Consider the following 17,836-nt stretch of genomic DNA (forward strand, 5'->3'; position numbering starts at 1 on the left):
CTTCGCGGCGGGCCCCTTCCCTCTCCCGAGACGGGAGAGGGAGCGTATCACGCTGGGGCTTTTGCCTGCTCGGCCATGGCGTTGGCTCGGTCGAGCACGGCGTGCAGCAGCACCTCGCAGCCGGCGGTCGACCATTCCGGCGTCGTTTCCTCGACCTCGTTGTGGCTGATGCCGTCGATGCAGGGGATGAAGACCATGGCCGTCGGCGCGACCTTCGACAAATAGCAGGCGTCGTGGCCGGCGCCCGAGACGATGTCGCGGAAGCTGTGGCCGGTGCGCTCCACCCCCTTGCGGACGGCGGCGACGCAGGTCTCGTCGAACTTGATCGGGGCGTAGTACCAGATCTGCTGGAAATCGCTCTCCAGCCCGATCTCCCCGGCGATTCGCTCCACCTCGGCGCGCAGTTCGCCGTCCATGGCGGCGAGGATGGCGTCGTCGGGGTGGCGGAAATCGACGGTGAAGAAGACGCGGCCGGGGATGACGTTGCGGCTGTTGGGGTGGATCTGCATCAGCCCCACCGTGGCGCAGGCCAGCGGGCCGTATTTCAGGCCGATGCGATTGACCGCATCGACGACGCGGGCGGCCCCCAGCAGCGCGTCCTTGCGGCGGACCATCGGGGTCGGGCCGGCATGGGCCTCCTGGCCGGTGAAGGTGATCTCGTACCAGCGCTGGCCCTGGCAATCGGTGACGACGCCGATGGTCTTGCCCTCGATCTCCAGGATCGGACCCTGTTCGATGTGGGCCTCGAAATAGGCGCCGACCTTGCGGCCGCCCACCTCCCTATCGCCGGCATAACCGATGCGGGCCAGTTCCTCGCCCATCGTCTTGCCGTCCAGGTCGGCGCGCGACAGGCCGTAGTCGAGGTCGAACACCCCGGCGAAGACGCCGGACGACACCATGGCCGGGGCGAAGCGCGAGCCTTCCTCGTTGGTCCAGACCGCGACCTCCACCGGAGCCTCGGTGACGTAGTTCATGTCGTTCAGGCTGCGCACCACCTCCAGCCCGGCCAGCACGCCATAGACGCCGTCATATTTGCCGCCGGTCGGCTGGCTGTCGAGATGGCTGCCCATGATGACCGGGGGCAGGCTGTCGTCGCGGCCGGGGCGGCGGGCGAAGATGTTGCCCATCTTGTCGACCGACACCGTGCAGCCGGCCTCCTCGCACCAGCGAACGAACAGGTCGCGGCCCTGTTTGTCGAGGTCGGTCAGCGCCAGCCGGCACACGCCGCCCTTGGGCGTGGCGCCGATCTGCGCCATGTCCATCAGGCTCTGCCACAGGCGCGAGCCGTTCACGGCGACATTCTGCGGGGTGGACATGTTGCTCTCTCCTGAACGTCGTTCTTATGAGACGGCTTATTATTCAGCGGCTTCGGGAACGCGCATCGGGTTGCGGGCGTCGTTGGGCCAGGTGACGTAGGGCAGGTCAGTCTGCTCCGGCACCATGGTGATGCAGTCCGGCACCGGGCAGATGTGGCTGCACAGGTTGCAGCCCACGCACTCCTCGTTGACCACGGTGAAGACGCGGCGGCCTTCGCCTGCGTCGATGCGGATCGCCTGGTGCGAGGTGTCCTCGCAGACGATGTGGCAGCGGCCGCAATCGATGCACAAGGCGGGGTCGATCACCGCCTTGGTCGAGAAGTTCATGTTCAGGTCGTTCCAGTTGACGACGTTGCGCACCGCGCGGCCGCTCAGCTCGTCCAGGGTCCGGTATCCCTTCTCGTCCATCCAGTTGGACAGGCCGCCGATCATGTCCTCGACGATCTTGAAGCCGTAGGTCATGGCGGCGGTGCAGACCTGGACGTTGGTGGCGCCCAGCGCCAGGAACTCCGCCGCGTCGCGCCATGTGGTGATGCCGCCGATGCCGCTGACCGGCATTCCACGCGTCTCCGGATTGCGGGCGATCTCCGCCACCATGTTCAGCGCGATCGGCTTCACCGCCGGGCCGCAATAGCCGCCATGGCTGCCCTTGCCGTCGACAACCGGGGTCGGCGCCATGGCGTCGAGATCCACCGCGACGATGGAGTTCACCGTGTTGATCAGCGAGATCGCATCGGCGCCGCCGCGCTTGGCCGCTTCCGCCGACCACAGGATGTTGGTGATGTTGGGGGTCAGCTTGACGATCACCGGCAGGTTGACGGCGTTCTTCACCCAACGGGTGACCTGCTCCACCATCTCCGGCACCTGCCCGATGGCGGAGCCCATGCCGCGCTCGCACATGCCGTGCGGGCAGCCGAGGTTGAGTTCGAGGCCGTCGGCGGCCCCCGTCTCGGCGATGCGGCGGGCGAGGCCGGCCCAGGCCGTCTCCGTCATGGTCGCCATCAGCGAGACGACCATGGCGCGGTCGGGGAAGTCGCGCTTGACCTGGATGATTTCCTGCAAATTCACGTCGAGCGGCCGGTCGGAGATCAGCTCGATGTTGTTGAAGCCGATCATCCGGCGGTCGGTGTCGAGATGCGCGCCGTAGCGGCTGGAGACGTTGACCACCGGGGGGTCCTCGCCCAGTGTCTTCCACACCACGCCGCCCCAGCCCGCCTTGAAGGCGCGGACGACGTTGTAGGCCTTGTCGGTCGGCGGGGCCGACGCCAGCCAGAAGGGGTTGGGGGAGCGGATGCCGGCGATGGTGCTGCGAAGATCGGCCATGATGTGGCTCCCTTTCCTCAGGCGGTCAGGTGGCTGTGGATGGCGAGTGCGGCCAGTTTGCCGTCCTGCACCGACTGGACCGTCAGATCCTCGCCCGTCGCGACGCAATCGCCGCCGGCCCAGACCTTGGCCAACGTGGTGCGGTAGGCATCGTCGATGGCGATCTTGCCGCCGGTGACCTCCAGGCCGTCGAGCGCGTCGGCCGACAGCTTCTGCCCCACCGCCTTCAGCACCATGTCGGCCTGGAGGGTGAAGGTCTCGCCGGTGCCGATCAGCTTGCCGTCGGTCAGGCGGGTGCGCTCGAAGGTGATGGTGGTGTCGCCGATATCCTTCGGGGCGGCGAAGGTCTTCAGCACGACGCCCTCGGTCTGGGCCAACTCCTGCTCCCAGGCGGTGGCGCCCATTTGGGCCCGGCCGCGTCGGTAGACCAGGGTGACGTCCTCCGCGCCCAGGCGCTTGGCCTGGATGGCGGCGTCCACCGCGGTGTTGCCGCCGCCGATCACCACGACGCTGCGGCCGACGGCCGGCGGCTGGCCGGGGGGCGCCTGACGCACGCGCTCGATGAATGCGGTGGCGTCCTCCACACCCGCACGCTCCTCGCCGGGGATGCCGAGCCGGTTGTTGGTGCCGAGGCCGAGCCCAAGGAATACCGCGTCGTAATCGGCGCGCAGGCTGTCCAGCGACAGGTCGGCGCCAAGCTTGCGGCCATGTTCCACGCTGATGCCGCCGACGCCGAGGATGAAGGCGACCTCGCGCTGGGCGAAATCGTCGGCCATCTTGTAGGGGGCGAGGCCGTATTCGTTGAGGCCGCCGGACTTTGCCTTGGCCTCGAACACCGTCACCTCATGGCCGAGCGTGGCGAGGCGGTGGGCGCAGGACAGGCCGGCCGGGCCGGCGCCCACCACGGCCACGCGCTTGCCGGTGGCGGCGGCGCGGGCGAAGGGGTGGGCCGGCTCGCCGTCGATCAGGCGGTCGGTGGCGTGGCGCTGCAGCCGGCCGATGGCGACGGGGCGGTCCTCCGCCCGGTTGCGCACGCAGGACTGTTCGCACAGCGTCTCGGTCGGGCAGACGCGGCCGCAGGTGCCGCCCATGATGTTCTCCGACAGGATCGTCGTCGCGGCACCCTTGAGGTTGCCGGTGGCGATGGAGCGGATGAAGGCCGGGATGTCGATCCCGGTCGGGCAGGCCTTGATGCAGGGGGCGTCGTAACAGAACAGGCAGCGGTTGGACTCGGCCAGCGCCTGCACCGGCGTCATCGCCGGCGTCAGGTCGGCGTAGGGCGAGGGCGGACGGTCCGCGTCGGGTTTTGGGCTGTCGGCAAGCGTAGCGATCAGGGTCATGGCGGATGGCTTCCCTTCGGTCGCAGAGCGGCGTGTCTACCGAAGCGTCAGCAACCCGCGTGCCAACAGAACCAACCAGCACTGCCAAGGCACGGAGGCGGCGGAAAAGCTGACTGTTCGGTCAAGAATTGACGGTATGGACAGGCATGGTTCGATCATGCCAGCCATGCGGATTGCACGCAACTCAGCCTTTTGGAGCCTCTTTTGGCGGCGATGCGCAAGAAAACCCGTTGAACGGCGCAGGCAGGGGATAGGAAATTGCGCCGTATCAAAGAGTTGCGCCGCAAAGGCGATGCCTTCATTTTCGGCAGCGCGCCTATGCATCAGGGATAGGGGTGTCGCCATGTCCGCTGTCTCCAGCCTGCTGATCGACCGCACCGCCACGCCCATCGGCGAGTTGATCGTCGTCGCGGATGAAGAGGGCGCCTTGCGGGCCATCGACTGGACCGACCATGAGGATCGGCTGCACCGGCTGCTGCGCCTGCATCATCCCGGCGGCTATGAGTTGCGGCAGGCAGCCGATCCGGGCGGACTGACGCGGGCGATGAATGCCTATTTCGCGGGCGAGCTTGCGGTGATCGACCGGTTGCCGGTACGCACCGGCGGGACGCCGTTCCAGCGCGCGGTGTGGGCGGCGCTGCGCGCCATCCCCTGCGGCGGCACCGTCAGCTACCGCGAACTGGCGGCGCTGGCCGGACGTCCGGCGGCGGTGCGGGCGGCGGGGCATGCCAACGGCGCCAACCCGATCAGCATCGTGGTGCCCTGCCACCGGGTGATTGGCTCCGCCGGGGCGCTGACCGGCTATGGCGGCGGGGTGGAGCGCAAGCGCTGGCTGCTGGCCCATGAAGGTGCGGCCGTGCGGTAGGGGAGTGGTCCATACCGCTTCTGCACAGCACACTTTGCGGCTCCGGCCCGGTTGTTGAGGGAGGAGTGCCGCGGCCGGCCCATTTTCTGACCAGTCTGCGGTGCCGTCACCCCAGGGAAGGAAGCGTCGATGGACAACCGGAACGACCAGAACCAAGCCGGTGGGCAGGATCAGGCCCAGGGTGGAAAGGGACGCGACGATGATCGCATGAGGGACGCTATCGATCAGGCAAAGGACAAGGCCGCAGGCGATCTGTCCGGTCACGAGCAGGAGGCGCGCGAGGGCGGCGAGCGGATCAAGCGTGCCGTCGACGCCATGTCGCCCGGCAACACGCCGCAGGCCGGCGACGACCCGCAGCACCGCACCGGCAATACCGGCCACACGCCGCTGCCGGACGCCACCGGCGGCATGGGCGCCTCGCGCAAGGATCAGCAGAAATAAAAAATCGGGGGACGAGCACCGTCCCCCAATTTTTTTTGAGTGCCGACGGTCAGGCGCCGAAGCCGCCATCAATGGTCTGGAACGAGCCGGTGATCATCGCCGCATGCGGACCGGCGACGTAGGCGGTCAGTTCGGCGACCTCGTCGGCGTGGATGTGGCGCTTGATGGCCATGAACTCGCGCATGGCCGGCGCCATCGGCCCGTCGGCCGGATTCATGTCGCTGTCGGTCGGACCCGGCTGGATGGCGTTCACGGTGATGCCGCGGTGGCCGAAGTCACGTGCGAGACCGCGCACCATGCTCTGCACCGCCGATTTGGTCATGCTGTAGGCGGCACCGCCGGCGAAGGGCACGCGATCGCCGTTGACCGACCCGATGACGATGATGCGCCCACCGTCGTTCATGCGCCGGGCCGCTTCGACCGACGCGTGGTAGGGCGCCCGGACATTGATGTCGATCATCCGGTCGACGGCGTCGGGATCGAAAGTCAGCGGATCGCCGATGATCGCCGTGCCGGCATTGACGACCAGCACGTCGAGCGCGCCGCGGTCGGCCACGGTGGCGATCAGGGCATCGCGGTCGGCGCTGTCGGTGCGGATGGCCTCCGCGCCGGTTTCGGCGGCAAGCGCGTCGGCGGCGTCCTTCGACCCGGCATAGGTGAAGGCAACCTCGGCCCCGGCCTTGGCGAAGCGGCGGACGATGGCCTTGCCGATGCCGCGGCTGCCGCCGAGGACCAGGACTTTGCGGCCGGTGAACTCACCCATGATGCGCTCCTTGAGAAAATGTAGTGAGCGCTATATAAAATTGGGCAGGGGGTTTGCGCAAGGAGAAAATATAGTGGTCGCTACAGAATTATCCCCAAGGGAATCGTCCGGGGCACGCGGACGGCGGCGGTCGTTCGATGTGGACGAGGCGGTCGAGACCGCGATGAAGCTGTTCCATGCGCGCGGCTACGACGCCGTGGGCGTCGCCGAGCTGGGAGCGGAGCTGGGAATCAAGCCGCCGAGCTTCTATGCGGCCTTCGGCAGCAAGGCCGGGCTGTTCGAACGGGCGCTTCAGCGCTATGCGGCGGGGGAGGCGAACATTTTCGCGCGGGCGCAGGCGGAGGGAGGCAGCGTGGCCGAGGTGATCGAGCGCACGCTGCTGCTGGCGGCGCGGCTCTATCCGGAGCGGAACGGGGTGGCGGGCTGTCTCGTGCTCGACGGCGCGCGCAACAGCGCCGATCCGGAGGCCTGCGCGTTGGCCGAGGCACTGAGGAAGGCCGGCGTGTCGGCGATCCGCGACTTCATCGCCGGGGAGGCGCCGGAACGGGCTGGCGAGCTGGCCGACTTCGTGGCGATCGCGATGAAGGGGATGTCGGCGGCGGCGCGCGACGGCGCGGACGAGGCGGCGCTCACCGCCTTCGCAGAAATGGCGGGTAGCGCCTTCCGCCGCGAACTGGCGGCGGAAGGCTGATCCGGCGTGCCGATACCGGCGGTCAGGCCGGCATGGCGTCGCGCGGGATGATGGCGCCGCGGTGCTGGATGACGGCGGCGGCCAGCGTGTGGGCGGCGCGGGCGGCATCGACCGGGCCTTCGCCGCGCAGGCGGGCGGCGAGATAGCCGGCGCTGAAGCTGTCGCCGGCCGCCGTGGTGTCCACCACCGTGGCGACCTTCTGCGCGGGGACCTCGACGGCTTCGCCATTCTCGATCACCACGCAGCCGGGCTGCTCCAGCTTCAGGACGATCTCGGTGACGCCGGCGTTGCGGACGCGGGCCAGCACGGCGTCGGCATCGGCGTCGCCATAGAGGTCGCGCAAGTCGGTGACGCCGGGCAGCGCGATGTCGGTCAGCCGCAGCATGCGGTCGAAGGCGACGCGGGCGGTCTCGATGTCCGGCCACAGGCGCGGGCGCCAGTTGGTGTCGAAGGCGACCTTGCCGCCGCGCGCCCGCACCCGCTGCAGCACCTCGAACAGCCGCTCGCGGCCCTCTTCGCCCAGGATGGCGATGCTGATGCCGGACAGGTAGACGATGCCGTAGCCCTCCAGCGCCTTGGACAGCTCCGGCGTCTGGGGCAGGGCGAACAGCTCGCGCGCCGGGGCCTTGTCGCGCCAATAGAGGAAGCGGCGCTCGCCGCTGGCATCCGTCTCGATCAGGTAGAGGCCGGGCAGGCGGTTCGGCACCCGCAGGACATGGGACGTGCCGACGCCTTCCGCCGCCCAGGCGGCCACCATGCCGTCGCTGATGCTGTCGTCGCCAAGCGCGGTGACATAGTCGACCGGCGTGCCCAGACGCGCCAGATAGACCGCGGTGTTCAGCGTGTCGCCGCCGAAGCCCATGGTCAGCGACCCGTCCGGCCGCCGGAACATCTCGATCATGCATTCGCCGAGCGCGGCGACGCGGTTGGGCGTGTCGGTCATGTTTCTTCTCCACAAGCCGGGGATCGCCCCGGCAAATCAGTCATGACGCCGCTAATCGGCGGACCATTCATCACGCCGCGGAGCGGCGTAGTTGTGCCCGCATCCGTTCGCGGTGCGCGGTGTAGAGGCCGCTGGCGATGATCACGCCGGTGCCGACGAAGGTCCAATGGTCGGGCACGGCGCCGAAGACGAGGAAGCCGAGCGCGGTCGACCAGATCAGCTGGACGTAGGTGAAGGGCGCCAGCACCGATGCCTCGCCCTGGCGGTAGGCCAGGATCAGCAGCCATTGCGACAGGGTGTAGACCAGCCCGATGAAGACCCCGAGCAGCATCTCCCACGGCGTCGGCCATGCCGCATGCAGCGGAAGCAGCGCCGTCAGGACGATCAGGCCGGTGAGCGCGCTCCACACCATGGTGGTCAGCGGGTTCTCCTGCACCGTCATCTTGCGCGTCGCCACCAAGCCCAAAGCCCAGCTGAAGGCGGTCAGGATCGGCAGCAGCGAGGCGGGCTGGAAGCCGTCCGCCCCCGGCCGGATGACGATGATGACGCCGGCAAGCCCGACCAGCAGCGCCACCCAGCGGCGGATGCCGACCGTCTCTTTCAGCAGCAGGATCGACAGCACGGTGACGAAGACGGGCGAGACGAAGCTGATTGCCGCGGCCTCCGCCAGCGGCAGATGCTGCATCGCCATGATGAAGAACAGGGCCGAGCCCAGCATGCCCATGCCGCGCAGCACCTGCAGCCCCGGCCGCGTCGTCTTCAGCACCCGCAGCGAGCCGCCGCGCAGAGCCAGCGGCATCACGAGCGCGGTGAAGACGACATAGCGCATCCAGGCGATCTCGGCCGGCGGCAGGGTCCGGGCGAGATATTTCGCCGTGGCGTCGGAGCAGGACAGGCAGGCCACCGCCAGCACCACCAGCAGGATCGCCCGCATCGGCTCCGTGCCCCTGGCCCCCGATCCAGTTGGCTGGATCGGGGTCTGCGGCGCGTTCACCGGTTCGGGACCGGATTCAACACTGGTGCGCGGGGTGGAACTGTCAGGCATGGCGCCGGCTCGTCATCGGTCATGAAAAAGGGGGCGGACCCCTTACATAACCGCTCCCATCTGCCAAGGAGCGAATTCATCGGCGCCGACGCCGAGTTCCTCGCTCTTGGTCTTGCGGCCCGACGCGGTGTCGAGAACCAGCTGGAAGATCGCGCGGCCGATTTCCTCGATTGAGGCGTCGCCGCTGGCGATGGCGCCGCAGTCGATGTCCATGTCGTCCGGCATCTTGCGGAACAGCTCGCTGTTGGTCGCCAGCTTCAGGCTGGGCGTCGGCTTGCAACCGAAGACCGAACCGCGGCCGGTGGTGAAGCACAGCACATTGGCGCCGCCCGCCACCTGGCCGGTCGCCGACACCGGGTCGTAGCCGGGGGTGTCCATGAAGACGAAGCCCTTGTCGGTGATCGGCTCGGCATAGCGGTAGACGGCGGTCATCGGGGTGGTGCCGCCCTTGGCGACCGCGCCCAGCGACTTTTCCAGGATGGTGGTCAGGCCGCCCTTCTTGTTGCCGGGCGACGGGTTGTTGTTCATCTCGCCGCCGGTGCGGCTGGTGTACTCCTCCCACCAGCCGATGCGCTCGACCAGCGCCTCGCCCACCTCGCGGCGGACGGCGCGGCGGGTCAGCAGATGCTCGGCGCCATAGACCTCCGGCGTCTCGCTCAGCACGGCGGTGCCGCCGTTGCGGACCAGCAGGTCGACGGCATAGCCCAACGCCGGGTTGGCGGTGATGCCCGAATAGCCGTCGGAGCCGCCGCATTGCAGAGCCAGCGTCAGGTGGCTGGCCGGCAGGGTCTGGCGGGTGACGTCGTTGATCTCCGGCAGCAGCGCCTCGATCCGGCGGATGCCCTCGCGGGCGGCGGCGGCGGTGCCGCCCATGTCCTGGATGCCGATGGGGATGACGCGGGATCCTGCCTCAAGCCCGGTGGCCTCCATCAGCTTGTCGATCTGGTTCACCTCGCAGCCGAGGCCCAGCAGGATCACCGCGGCGAAGTTCGGGTGGCGGGCATAGCCGGCGATGGTCCGGCGCAGCGTGTCCATCACTTCGCCGCTGCCGGCCATGCCGCAGCCGTAGCCGTGGGTCAGCGCGACGACGCCGTCGATGTTGGGATAGGCTGCCAGCGCGGAGCCGCGGAAATGGTCGGCGATCATCCGCGCCGCGGTGGCGGAGCAGTTCACCGAGGTCAGCACGCCGATGTAGTTGCGGGTGGCGACGCGGCCGTCCGGGCGAACGATGCCCTGGAAGGTGGCGCGCTCGGCCTCCGTGATCGGCTCGACCGGATGCACGTCGGCGCCGAAGGCGTAATCGCGCTCGAAGTCGCTGCCCATGCCCATGTTGTGGACGTGGACATGGTCGCCCGGCTGGATCGCCGCGGTGGCGAAGCCGATGACCTGATTGTATTTGCGCACCGGTTCACCCAGTGCGATGGCGCGCACCGCGACCTTGTGCCCGGCCGGCACCGGCCCGGTGGTCGCGACGTCAGTGCCGGGCAGGTTCGTGCCGGGCTCCAGGTCGGCGCCGGCGACGACGACGTTGTCGGCGGGGTGCAGGCGGATGGTCAGCGATGCCATGGGAAGATGTCCTTGAGGAGACTTGCAGGCCCCTCTCCCCTTGCGGGAGAGGGGTTGGGGTGAGGGGTGCGGCCCGCCCGACAAGGGCGGGAGCGGGTTTAAGGCCGGCAGTGGCCGGCGCCACCCTCACCCCAACCCCTCTCCCATCAAGGGAGAGGGGCTTCGCTGGTCTTAAAGCTCAACCAATCACAGCTTGTAGGCGTTCTTGGCGAGGCGGTAGGCGAGGTCGACAGCCAGTTCCGCCGCTTCGTCCTCTGCCAGCCGGTGTTCGGCCACAAGGCGGGCGAGGAAGCTGCAGTCGACGCGGCGCGACACGTCGTGGCGGGCCGGGATCGAGCAGAAGGCGCGGGTGTCGTCGTTGAAGCCGACCGTGTTGTAGAAGCCGGCGGTCTCCGTGATCATCTCGCGGTAGCGGCGCATGCCCTCGGGGCTGTCGTGGAACCACCAGGCCGGGCCGACGCGCAGCGCCGGGTAATGGCCGGCCAGCGGAGCCAGCTCGCGGGAATAGCTGTCCTCATCCAGGGTGAACAGGATGATGGTCAGGTCGCGCTCGTTGCCGAAGCGGTCGAGCAGCGGCTTCAGCGCCCGCACATACTCGGTGCCGCTCGGGATGTCGGCGCCCTTGTCGCGGCCGAAACGCTCGAACACCAGGTTGTTGTGGTTGCGGAAGGAACCGGGATGGATCTGCATGACCAGACCGTCTTCCAGGCTCATCCGCGCCATTTCGGTCAGCATCTGGGCGCGGAACAGTTCCGCTTCCTCTGCCGTCGCGCCGCCGCGGCGGACGATGTCGAACAGCTTCTCGGCCTCCGCACGCGGCAGATCGGCAGTCGCCGCCGTCGGGTGGCCGTGGTCGGTCGAGGTGGCGCCGAAGCTCTTGAAATACAGGCGGCGGTCGGCGAGCGCGGCGAGATAGCCGTCCCAGGTCGCCGTGTCCTTGCCGGTGATGCGGGCCAGCTCGGCGAGGTTCTCACGGAAGCCCTCGAACTCCGGATCGACGACCGGGTCGGGACGGAAGGCGGTGATGACCCGGCCCTTCCAGCCGCTCTCGCGGATCGCCTTGTGATGCTCCAGCGTGTCGAGCGGCGATTCGGTGGTCGCCAGCACTTCGAGGTTGAAGCGCTCGAACAGGGCGCGCGGACGGAACTCCGGCTTGCGCAGGCACTCTTCGATCTGGTCATAGATGCGGTCGGCGCTGGCGGCGCTCAGACGCTCGGTGACGCCGAAGACCGTCTCGAAGGCGTGGGTCAGCCACATCGACGTCGGCGTGCCGCGGAACAGGTGCCAGTTGGAGGCCAGCAGGCGCCAGATGGCGCGCGAGTCGGACGAGGTTTCCCCGCCGTCCTTGCGCGGCACGCCCAGCTGCTCCAGCGGAATTCCCTGGCTGTACAGCATGCGGAAGGCATAATGGTCGGGCTTGACGAACAGGCTCGCCGGGTCGGGGAACGCCTCGTCCTTCGCGAACCAGGACGGATCGGTGTGGCCGTGCGGGCTGATGATCGGCAGGGCGCTGACTTCGCCGTAGAGGCGCCGCGCGATGTCGCGCTGCGTCGGGTCGCTCGGGAACAGACGGTCGGGGTGAAGCATCGGAAGCCTCTGCGCTGCAAGAGAGTGACAAGAGCAGGGTGGGGAGAAGGCGGGGTCCGTGCGGGGGACCGTCCCTACCGGCTGGTCGTATAATATTAATATATCAGATATGATTGCAAGCCCAATCATGCTCCCGATCACCTCTTGGGACCCCTATGGCCTGCGCCCAGTCGCCGCACCCGAACCGGGCAAAAGGTCGGGCATGATGCTGGCGATGGGTTTGACCTTGGTAAAGCGGGGCGGGTAGATTGCGGGAAACAAGGAACGCCCCAGGGGCGGAAGACTGCCGCCCCGTTACACGCCTGCCGGAATGGAGTCATCGGTGAAGAAGGTCGCGACGACAGACGATGAAGGCGGCCTGGCCTCTGCAACCGCCCGCCGCGCTGCGGCCCCGGCCGCGACGGTCCGCCCGCCGCGCCGCGCCGCGACGGTGGCGTCGCGCATCTACCGCGACCTGCGGGCGGAGATCGTATCGCTGAAGCGCAAGCCCGGCGATGCCATCGCCGAAAAGCAGATCGCCGAGGCCTACGGCGTCAGCCGCACCCCCGTCCGCGAAGCCGTGCTGAAGCTGGCCGACGAGGGGCTGATCGAGATTTTCCCGCAATCCGGCACCTTCGTGGCGCGCATCCCGCTGGACGTCCTGCCGGAAGCATTCGCCATCCGCAAGGCGCTGGAAGAGGCGACGGTGCGCTATGCCGCGGCGCGTGCCACGCGCAGCCAGATCGCAGCGCTGCGAGCCAATCTCGAGTTGCAGAAGGAGATGCAGGAGGCCGCCAACTTCGTCGGCTTCCATCAGGCCGACGAGGCGTTCCACGCACTGGTCGCGGAGATCGCCGGCTATCCCGGATTCTGGACGCTGATCCAGCAGACCAAGGTGCAGATCGACCGCTACCGCCTGCTGACCCTGCCGGTGCTCGGCCGCGTCGCGGAGGTGATCGCCGAGCACACCGCCATCGTCGATGCCATCGCGGCCAACGATCCGGCCGCCGCCGCCAAGGCGTTGGATGAACATCTGGACGACCTGCAGATCTCGGTCGCCGACATCCGCCGCGACTATCCGCGCTACTTCACCGCACCCGGCGACCTCGCCTGAGCCGAGGACAAGGGGGCCGGCCCGGCCCCCGTTGCCCACTGGCGCTCAAGCCTGGGTGGCGTCGGCCGCGGCGGCGTAGGCCACCGGTTCGCCCAGGAAATCCTCGCGGATGGGCGTGAAGATGTCGAGCAGAACGCCCGGCTCCAGCGCCACCACGCCATGCAGCACATTGGACGGCACCATATAGCCGTCGCCGGTGTTCAGGCGCTTGGTGCGGCCGTCGATGGTGACGTCGAAGGAGCCCTTCTCGACCACGGCGCACTGGACATGCGGGTGGCGGTGCTGCGCGCCGATGGCGCCGGCCTCGAACTCCACCCGCACCATCATCATGGCGTCGTTGTAGCCGAGGATCTTGCGCCGCACCCCGGCGCCGAGATCCTGCCAGGGGATATCGTCCGCGGTCACGAACACGTCGGTGGTCATTGGTTTTCTTCCTTCTTCCCCTGAGATCCCGCCGCCGCCCCGGACAGGGACGGCAGCGAGGGTTGGTTCACGTCAGCGCGCCAGCCAGCCGCCGTCCACCGGCAGGGTGATGCCGTGGACATAGTCCGAGGCGTCGGAGGCCAGGAACACCGCCGGGCCGGCCATGTCGGACGGCAGGCTCCAGCGCCCGGCGGGGATGCGCGCCAGAATCTCGGCATTGCGCGCCTCGTCGGCACGCAGCGCCGTGGTGTTGTTGGTCTCGACATAGCCCGGCGCGATGGCGTTCACGTTGATGCCCTTGCCCGCCCATTCGCAGGCCAGGAGCTTGGTGACGCCGGCGATGCCGCTCTTGGAGGCCGTGTAGGATGGCACCCGGATGCCGCCCTGGAAGGACAGCATCGAGGCGATGTTGATGATCTTGCCCTTGGCGTCCTCACCCGCGGCCCGGCGCGCGAAGACATGGCGGCCGAACGCCTGACAGAGGAAGAACACCGACTTGATGTTGACGTTCATCACGTCGTCCCAGTCGGCTTCGCTGAAGTCGATGGAATCGGCGCGCCGGATGAGGCCGGCATTGTTGACCAGGATGTCGACATGGCCGAGACCTGCGACCGCCTCCTCCATGATCCGAGGGACCGGCTCGATGCTGGTGAAGTCGGCGGAAATGGCGACGAAGCGCCGGCCGGCGCGCTCCACCATCCCTTGAGTTTCCACCGGCGGGGTGCGGCCGGCCACCGCCACGTCGGCGCCGGCCTCGGCCAGCGCCACGGCGATGGCCTGACCGATGCCGGTGTTGGCGCCGGTGACCAGCGCTGTCCGGCCGGACAGATCGAAGGACTTGGTCATGGCTGCGTCGGCCCTCAGCGCAGGCGGTCCATGGCGATGAAGTCCATGTCGGTGAAGTCCTGGTTGTCGCCGCCCATCGCCCAGATGAAGGTGTAGTTGCGGGTGCCGACGCCGGAGTGGATCGACCAGGGCGGGGAGATCACGGCCTGTTCGTTGGCGACGACGATGTGGCGGGTCTGCTCCGGCTCGCCCATCAGGTGGAAGACGCGGGCATCCTCCGGCAGGTCGAAGTAGAAATAGACCTCGCAGCGCCGGTCATGGGTGTGGCACGGCATCGTGTTCCACATGTTGTTCGGCTTCAGCACGGTCATGCCCAGAACCAGCTGCGCCGTGCGCACCACGTCCGGGTGGATCATCTGGTAGATGGTGCGCTCGTTCGACTGGGCCGGGTCGCCCAGATGCACGGCCTTGGCCTGCCCGATGGAGATCTTCATCGTCTCGAACCGCGCATGGGCCGGCGTGCTGTTCAGGTAGAACTTGGCCGGCTCGCGGCGGTCCAGGCTTTCGAAGGTGACGTCCTTGCTGCCCATCGCGACATAGAGCGCATCGCGCGGCGCCAGTTCGAACACGGAACCGTCGACGGTGACACGGCCGGGACCACCGACATTGACCACGCCCAACTCGCGCCGGTCGAGGAAGTTGGGCGAGCCGATCTCCTTGGACGACACCAGCTTGACCGGGCCGGCGACCGGCATGGCGCCGCCGACGACGAAACGGTCGATGTGGCTGTAGGTGAAGACGGTCTCGTCCGCCTCGAACAGGGTCGGAACCAGGAAGTGGTCGCGCAGCGTCTCGGAATCGAAGTTGCGCACCGCATCGGGGTGGGAGGCGTGCCGGACGGAGATTTTCATGTCGATCAGGTCCTTCGATTTCGGGATGGCCGGCAATTCGGCAAGTCTGCCCCGATCATACTAATATACTAGTAAAACGAGCAAGCCCTAATGATGGAAGTCCGGACATTTCAGCGGGCGGAGAATGCGCGACAAAATCGCGGGAATGTTATGCCGAGCCGGCCGGACGGGGCACCTTCGTTGCGCCTGCGGCCAATCTAATATATCAGTATGGAGGCATTCCTCGGAGACCAAATCCATGACCGCCCAGCAGCCCCGCAAGCGCATCGCCCTCGTCGCCCACGACGCCCGCAAGGCGGATCTCATCACCTGGATCGGCGCCAACATCGCGGTGCTGGACGGGAACGCCTTCTGGGCGACCGGCACCACCGGCCAGAAGGTGCGCGCCGCCCACCCCACTCTCGACGTGACCCCGCTGAAGAGCGGCCCGCTCGGCGGCGACCAGCAGATCGGCGCCATGATCGCGGAGGGCCGGATCGACCTGCTGGTCTTCTTCGTCGATCCGATGACGGCCCAGCCGCACGACGTGGACGTGAAGGCGCTGACCCGCCTTGCCACGCTGTACAACATTCCGATGGCCTGCAACGAGGCCACCGCCGACATGATCGTGTCCTCGTCCCATTTCGCCAGCGGTTACATCCCGCGCAGGGCGAGCTTCACCGACTACGAAACCCGGACGGTGTAAGGGGGCGTCGCCCTCTCCTCCGCCGGCTTCAGCTGGTGAAATACTGCGGATTGGTCCGCTGGACGTCGGCGATGCCCAGCTGAAGGTCGGTCAGGTGGCGGCGCAACTCGGCGACGGCGCGGTCCGGATCGCGGGCGGCGATCGCCTCGACGACGGCGCTGTGTTCGGCAAGGGCCTTTTCCATCCGGCCGGTGACCGGAAGCGTCAGGTGGCGGTAGCGGTCGACCTGCCGCTTCACCTGCTGGGTCAGCGTCCAGAAGCCGGGATAGCCCGACATCTCCGCCAGCAGCGCGTGGAAATCCTCGTCGGCATCGTGGAAGCCGTCGAAATTGCCGGCCTCCTGCATTTCCCGCTGCAGTTCCAGATTGGCGCGCAGGCGTGCCACCTGGCTGCCGGTCGCCTGTTCGGCGGCATAGCGCACCGTCGCCTCTTCCAGCGCACGGCGGATGGCGATGGCCTCGGGCAAGGCGCTCAAGGGGATGCGGGCGACGAAGGTGCCGGATTGCGGGAACACCTCCACCAGCCCTTCGTCGGCCAATTTCAGCATCGCCTCGCGCACGGGTGTGCGGCTGACGCCGTAGGTATCGGCCACCTCCTTCTCGATCAGGGGTTCGCCCGGCTTGCGGCGCAATGAGACGATGTCGTCGCGCAGATCGCGGTAGATCGTACCCGACACGGTGGTGCCGCGATGGGCCGGCCGTGCCGTGGCGCTGGCGGGCCGGCGGCGACGGCGGCGCGCCGGTGCGGTCGCATCCGCCAGATTCATATCGCCCGCGTTGGTGTCCATGTTCGATCCGTTCATGTCAGCGGCGTGACGCCGTGCTTACTAATATATCTCTTACGCTCCTCATGCGGAAAGTCTTTTGCCGATAGAAATGCACGCCTGTCTTGTGCGGTGGGGAGATGGGGAGGGGGTCTGTGCGGAGTTAGACCCCACCTAGCCTCCCCCCGCCCATCGGGGGAGGCTAGGTGGGGGTAACGCTTCTTACAGCTTGGCCGCCGCGTCGAACACCGCGTGGCTGTAGGCACCCTCCGGCTTCTTGGAGATCACCGGCGCCGAGGCGCCCGACATCAGGATGTCCACCGTGCGGTTGAAGTCGGCCGGGTCGAGATAGCCGGTTCCCTTGGCGCCGCCGTCGACCAGCTTGGCGACCTCCTGCATCATGGTGGTCTGGTGTTCCTCGGTCTGGGCGCCGGTGGTGTCGTTCTCCAGCACGATCTTCACCGCCTCCGCCTGGTTCTTGGCGGCATATTCCCAGCCCTTGGCCGAGGCCTTCACGAACTTCGCCAGCTTCGCCACCACCTTGGGATCGGCCAGCGACTTCTCCGTGGCGTAGAGGCCGTCCTCCAGCGTCGCCACGCCCTGGTCCTGGTATTTGAAGACGGTCAGCTCGTCGGCCTTCATGCCGGCCTCGATCAGCTGCCAATACTCGTTGTAAGTCATGGTGGAGATGCAGGCCGCCTGCTTCTGCAACAGCGGATCGACGTTGAAGCCCTGCTTCAGCACCTTCACGTCGGGGCTGGACCCGGAGGTGGAATAGCCGAGCTTGCTCATCCAGGACAGGAACGGATATTCGTTGCCGGAGAACCAGACGCCCAGCGTGTTGCCCTTGAAGTCCTTCGGATCCTTGATGTTGGCGTCCTTGCGGCAGGTCAGCATCATGCCCGACTTCTGGAACATCTGGGCGATGTTGACCAGCGGCACGCCCTTTTCCCGGCTGGCGAGCGCCGACGGCATCCAGTCGACGATCACGTCGGCGCCGCCGGCGGCGATGACCTGGGTCGGGTTGATGTCGGGACCGCCGGCCTTGATGGTGACGTCCAGCCCGGCGTCCTTGTAGAAGCCCTTGGCCGCCGCGACGTAATAGCCGGCGAACTGGGCCTGGGTGACCCATTTCAGCTGCAGCGTCAGCGGATCGGCGGCGGCGGCCGGCGCACCCCAGCCGGCGAGGCCGGTGAGCGCGGTGGCGGCGAGCAGGACGGCGGAGGCAAGGGTCTTCATCGCGTTCGATCCTCTTCTGGCTGGAGTTTGGTTTGGCTTGAAGGACGGAAAGTCGG

19 protein-coding genes are annotated in these 17,836 nt (G+C 67.8%); 5 read left to right on the forward strand and 14 right to left on the reverse strand.

What is annotated here, in order from left to right:
- Nucleotides 1-47: 47 nt before the first annotated feature.
- Genes ACWPKK_RS25720 through ACWPKK_RS25735 form a run of 4 tightly spaced genes read right to left on the reverse strand, consistent with a single transcriptional unit; the run spans nt 48 to nt 4,324 of the window.
- Nucleotides 48-1,316: a Zn-dependent hydrolase gene (locus ACWPKK_RS25720; protein WP_452010081.1), complete on the reverse strand. Its 1,269-nt coding sequence runs from the start codon at nt 1,314-1,316 to the stop codon at nt 48-50.
- Nucleotides 1,317-1,355: 39 nt separating this feature from the next.
- Nucleotides 1,356-2,639 (reverse strand): NAD-dependent dihydropyrimidine dehydrogenase subunit PreA, encoded by a 1,284-nt coding sequence (gene preA, locus ACWPKK_RS25725; protein ID WP_452010083.1) that lies wholly within the window; start codon nt 2,637-2,639, stop codon nt 1,356-1,358.
- 17 nt (nt 2,640-2,656) lie between these two features.
- Entirely contained in the window at nt 2,657-3,979 is a 1,323-nt protein-coding gene (locus tag ACWPKK_RS25730; RefSeq protein ID WP_452010086.1) for an NAD(P)-dependent oxidoreductase, read from the reverse strand.
- A 36-nt stretch (nt 3,980-4,015) separates the two neighbouring features.
- A complete protein-coding gene (locus tag ACWPKK_RS25735) occupies nt 4,016-4,324 on the reverse strand; it encodes a hypothetical protein (protein ID WP_452010089.1) in 309 nt (102 codons plus the stop codon).
- On the opposite strand from ACWPKK_RS25735, the gene ogt reads away from it, so the two are divergent.
- Entirely contained in the window at nt 4,323-4,844 is a 522-nt protein-coding gene (gene ogt, locus ACWPKK_RS25740; RefSeq protein WP_452010092.1) for a methylated-DNA--[protein]-cysteine S-methyltransferase, read from the forward strand. The two genes, ACWPKK_RS25735 and ogt, sit on opposite strands and share 2 nt — an antisense overlap.
- A 129-nt stretch (nt 4,845-4,973) precedes the next feature.
- Nucleotides 4,974-5,285, forward strand: a complete 312-nt coding sequence (locus ACWPKK_RS25745; protein WP_452010094.1) for a hypothetical protein — start codon at nt 4,974-4,976, stop codon at nt 5,283-5,285.
- Between the two features lie 49 nt (nt 5,286-5,334).
- On the opposite strand, the gene bdcA is transcribed toward ACWPKK_RS25745, so the two are convergent.
- Nucleotides 5,335-6,048, reverse strand: coding sequence for an SDR family oxidoreductase (gene bdcA / locus ACWPKK_RS25750; protein ID WP_452010097.1), 714 nt, complete (start codon nt 6,046-6,048; stop codon nt 5,335-5,337).
- A 139-nt stretch (nt 6,049-6,187) separates the two neighbouring features.
- Between bdcA and ACWPKK_RS25755 the strand changes: the two genes are divergently transcribed.
- Nucleotides 6,188-6,739, forward strand: coding sequence for a TetR/AcrR family transcriptional regulator (locus ACWPKK_RS25755; RefSeq protein WP_452010100.1), 552 nt, complete (start codon nt 6,188-6,190; stop codon nt 6,737-6,739).
- A 22-nt stretch (nt 6,740-6,761) separates the two neighbouring features.
- Here ACWPKK_RS25755 and ACWPKK_RS25760 read toward each other — a convergent pair whose 3' ends face one another.
- The 4 genes from ACWPKK_RS25760 to uxaC form a co-directional block, all read right to left on the reverse strand.
- Nucleotides 6,762-7,682 carry a sugar kinase gene (locus tag ACWPKK_RS25760; protein WP_452010103.1) on the reverse strand — a complete coding sequence of 307 codons (921 nt, stop codon included), beginning with the start codon at nt 7,680-7,682 and terminating at the stop codon, nt 6,762-6,764.
- 70 nt (nt 7,683-7,752) lie between these two features.
- The gene (locus ACWPKK_RS25765) at nt 7,753-8,727 is read right to left on the reverse strand and encodes a DMT family transporter (protein WP_452010105.1); all 975 of its coding nucleotides are present in this window, start codon (nt 8,725-8,727) and stop codon (nt 7,753-7,755) included.
- Nucleotides 8,728-8,769: 42 nt separating this feature from the next.
- Nucleotides 8,770-10,293 (reverse strand): UxaA family hydrolase, encoded by a 1,524-nt coding sequence (locus ACWPKK_RS25770; RefSeq protein WP_452010108.1) that lies wholly within the window; start codon nt 10,291-10,293, stop codon nt 8,770-8,772.
- Between the two features lie 186 nt (nt 10,294-10,479).
- A complete protein-coding gene (gene uxaC, locus ACWPKK_RS25775; protein ID WP_452010111.1) occupies nt 10,480-11,880 on the reverse strand; it encodes a glucuronate isomerase in 1,401 nt (466 codons plus the stop codon).
- 310 nt (nt 11,881-12,190) lie between these two features.
- Between uxaC and ACWPKK_RS25780 the strand changes: the two genes are divergently transcribed.
- Nucleotides 12,191-12,973, forward strand: a complete 783-nt coding sequence (locus tag ACWPKK_RS25780; RefSeq protein ID WP_452010114.1) for a GntR family transcriptional regulator — start codon at nt 12,191-12,193, stop codon at nt 12,971-12,973.
- A 45-nt stretch (nt 12,974-13,018) separates the two neighbouring features.
- Here the strand turns inward: ACWPKK_RS25780 and ACWPKK_RS25785 are convergent, their stop codons facing one another.
- The 3 genes from ACWPKK_RS25785 to kduI all read right to left on the reverse strand — a co-directional run bounded on the left by ACWPKK_RS25785 (nt 13,019) and on the right by kduI (nt 15,093).
- The gene (locus ACWPKK_RS25785; RefSeq protein WP_310115277.1) at nt 13,019-13,396 is read right to left on the reverse strand and encodes a cupin domain-containing protein; all 378 of its coding nucleotides are present in this window, start codon (nt 13,394-13,396) and stop codon (nt 13,019-13,021) included.
- 72 nt (nt 13,397-13,468) lie between these two features.
- Nucleotides 13,469-14,242 carry a 2-dehydro-3-deoxy-D-gluconate 5-dehydrogenase KduD gene (gene kduD, locus ACWPKK_RS25790; RefSeq protein ID WP_452010118.1) on the reverse strand — a complete coding sequence of 258 codons (774 nt, stop codon included), beginning with the start codon at nt 14,240-14,242 and terminating at the stop codon, nt 13,469-13,471.
- Between the two features lie 14 nt (nt 14,243-14,256).
- The gene (gene kduI / locus ACWPKK_RS25795; RefSeq protein WP_452010121.1) at nt 14,257-15,093 is read right to left on the reverse strand and encodes a 5-dehydro-4-deoxy-D-glucuronate isomerase; all 837 of its coding nucleotides are present in this window, start codon (nt 15,091-15,093) and stop codon (nt 14,257-14,259) included.
- A 238-nt stretch (nt 15,094-15,331) separates the two neighbouring features.
- Here kduI and ACWPKK_RS25800 point away from each other — a divergent pair, with 238 nt between their 5' ends.
- Entirely contained in the window at nt 15,332-15,778 is a 447-nt protein-coding gene (locus ACWPKK_RS25800; RefSeq protein WP_452010123.1) for a methylglyoxal synthase, read from the forward strand.
- 28 nt (nt 15,779-15,806) lie between these two features.
- Here the strand turns inward: ACWPKK_RS25800 and ACWPKK_RS25805 are convergent, their stop codons facing one another.
- A complete protein-coding gene (locus tag ACWPKK_RS25805; RefSeq protein ID WP_452010125.1) occupies nt 15,807-16,565 on the reverse strand; it encodes a GntR family transcriptional regulator in 759 nt (252 codons plus the stop codon).
- Nucleotides 16,566-16,763: 198 nt separating this feature from the next.
- A complete protein-coding gene (locus tag ACWPKK_RS25810; RefSeq protein ID WP_452010127.1) occupies nt 16,764-17,780 on the reverse strand; it encodes an ABC transporter substrate-binding protein in 1,017 nt (338 codons plus the stop codon).
- Between the last annotated feature and the right edge of the window lie 56 nt (nt 17,781-17,836).

The sequence above is a fragment of the Azospirillum largimobile genome, assembly GCF_977007025.2.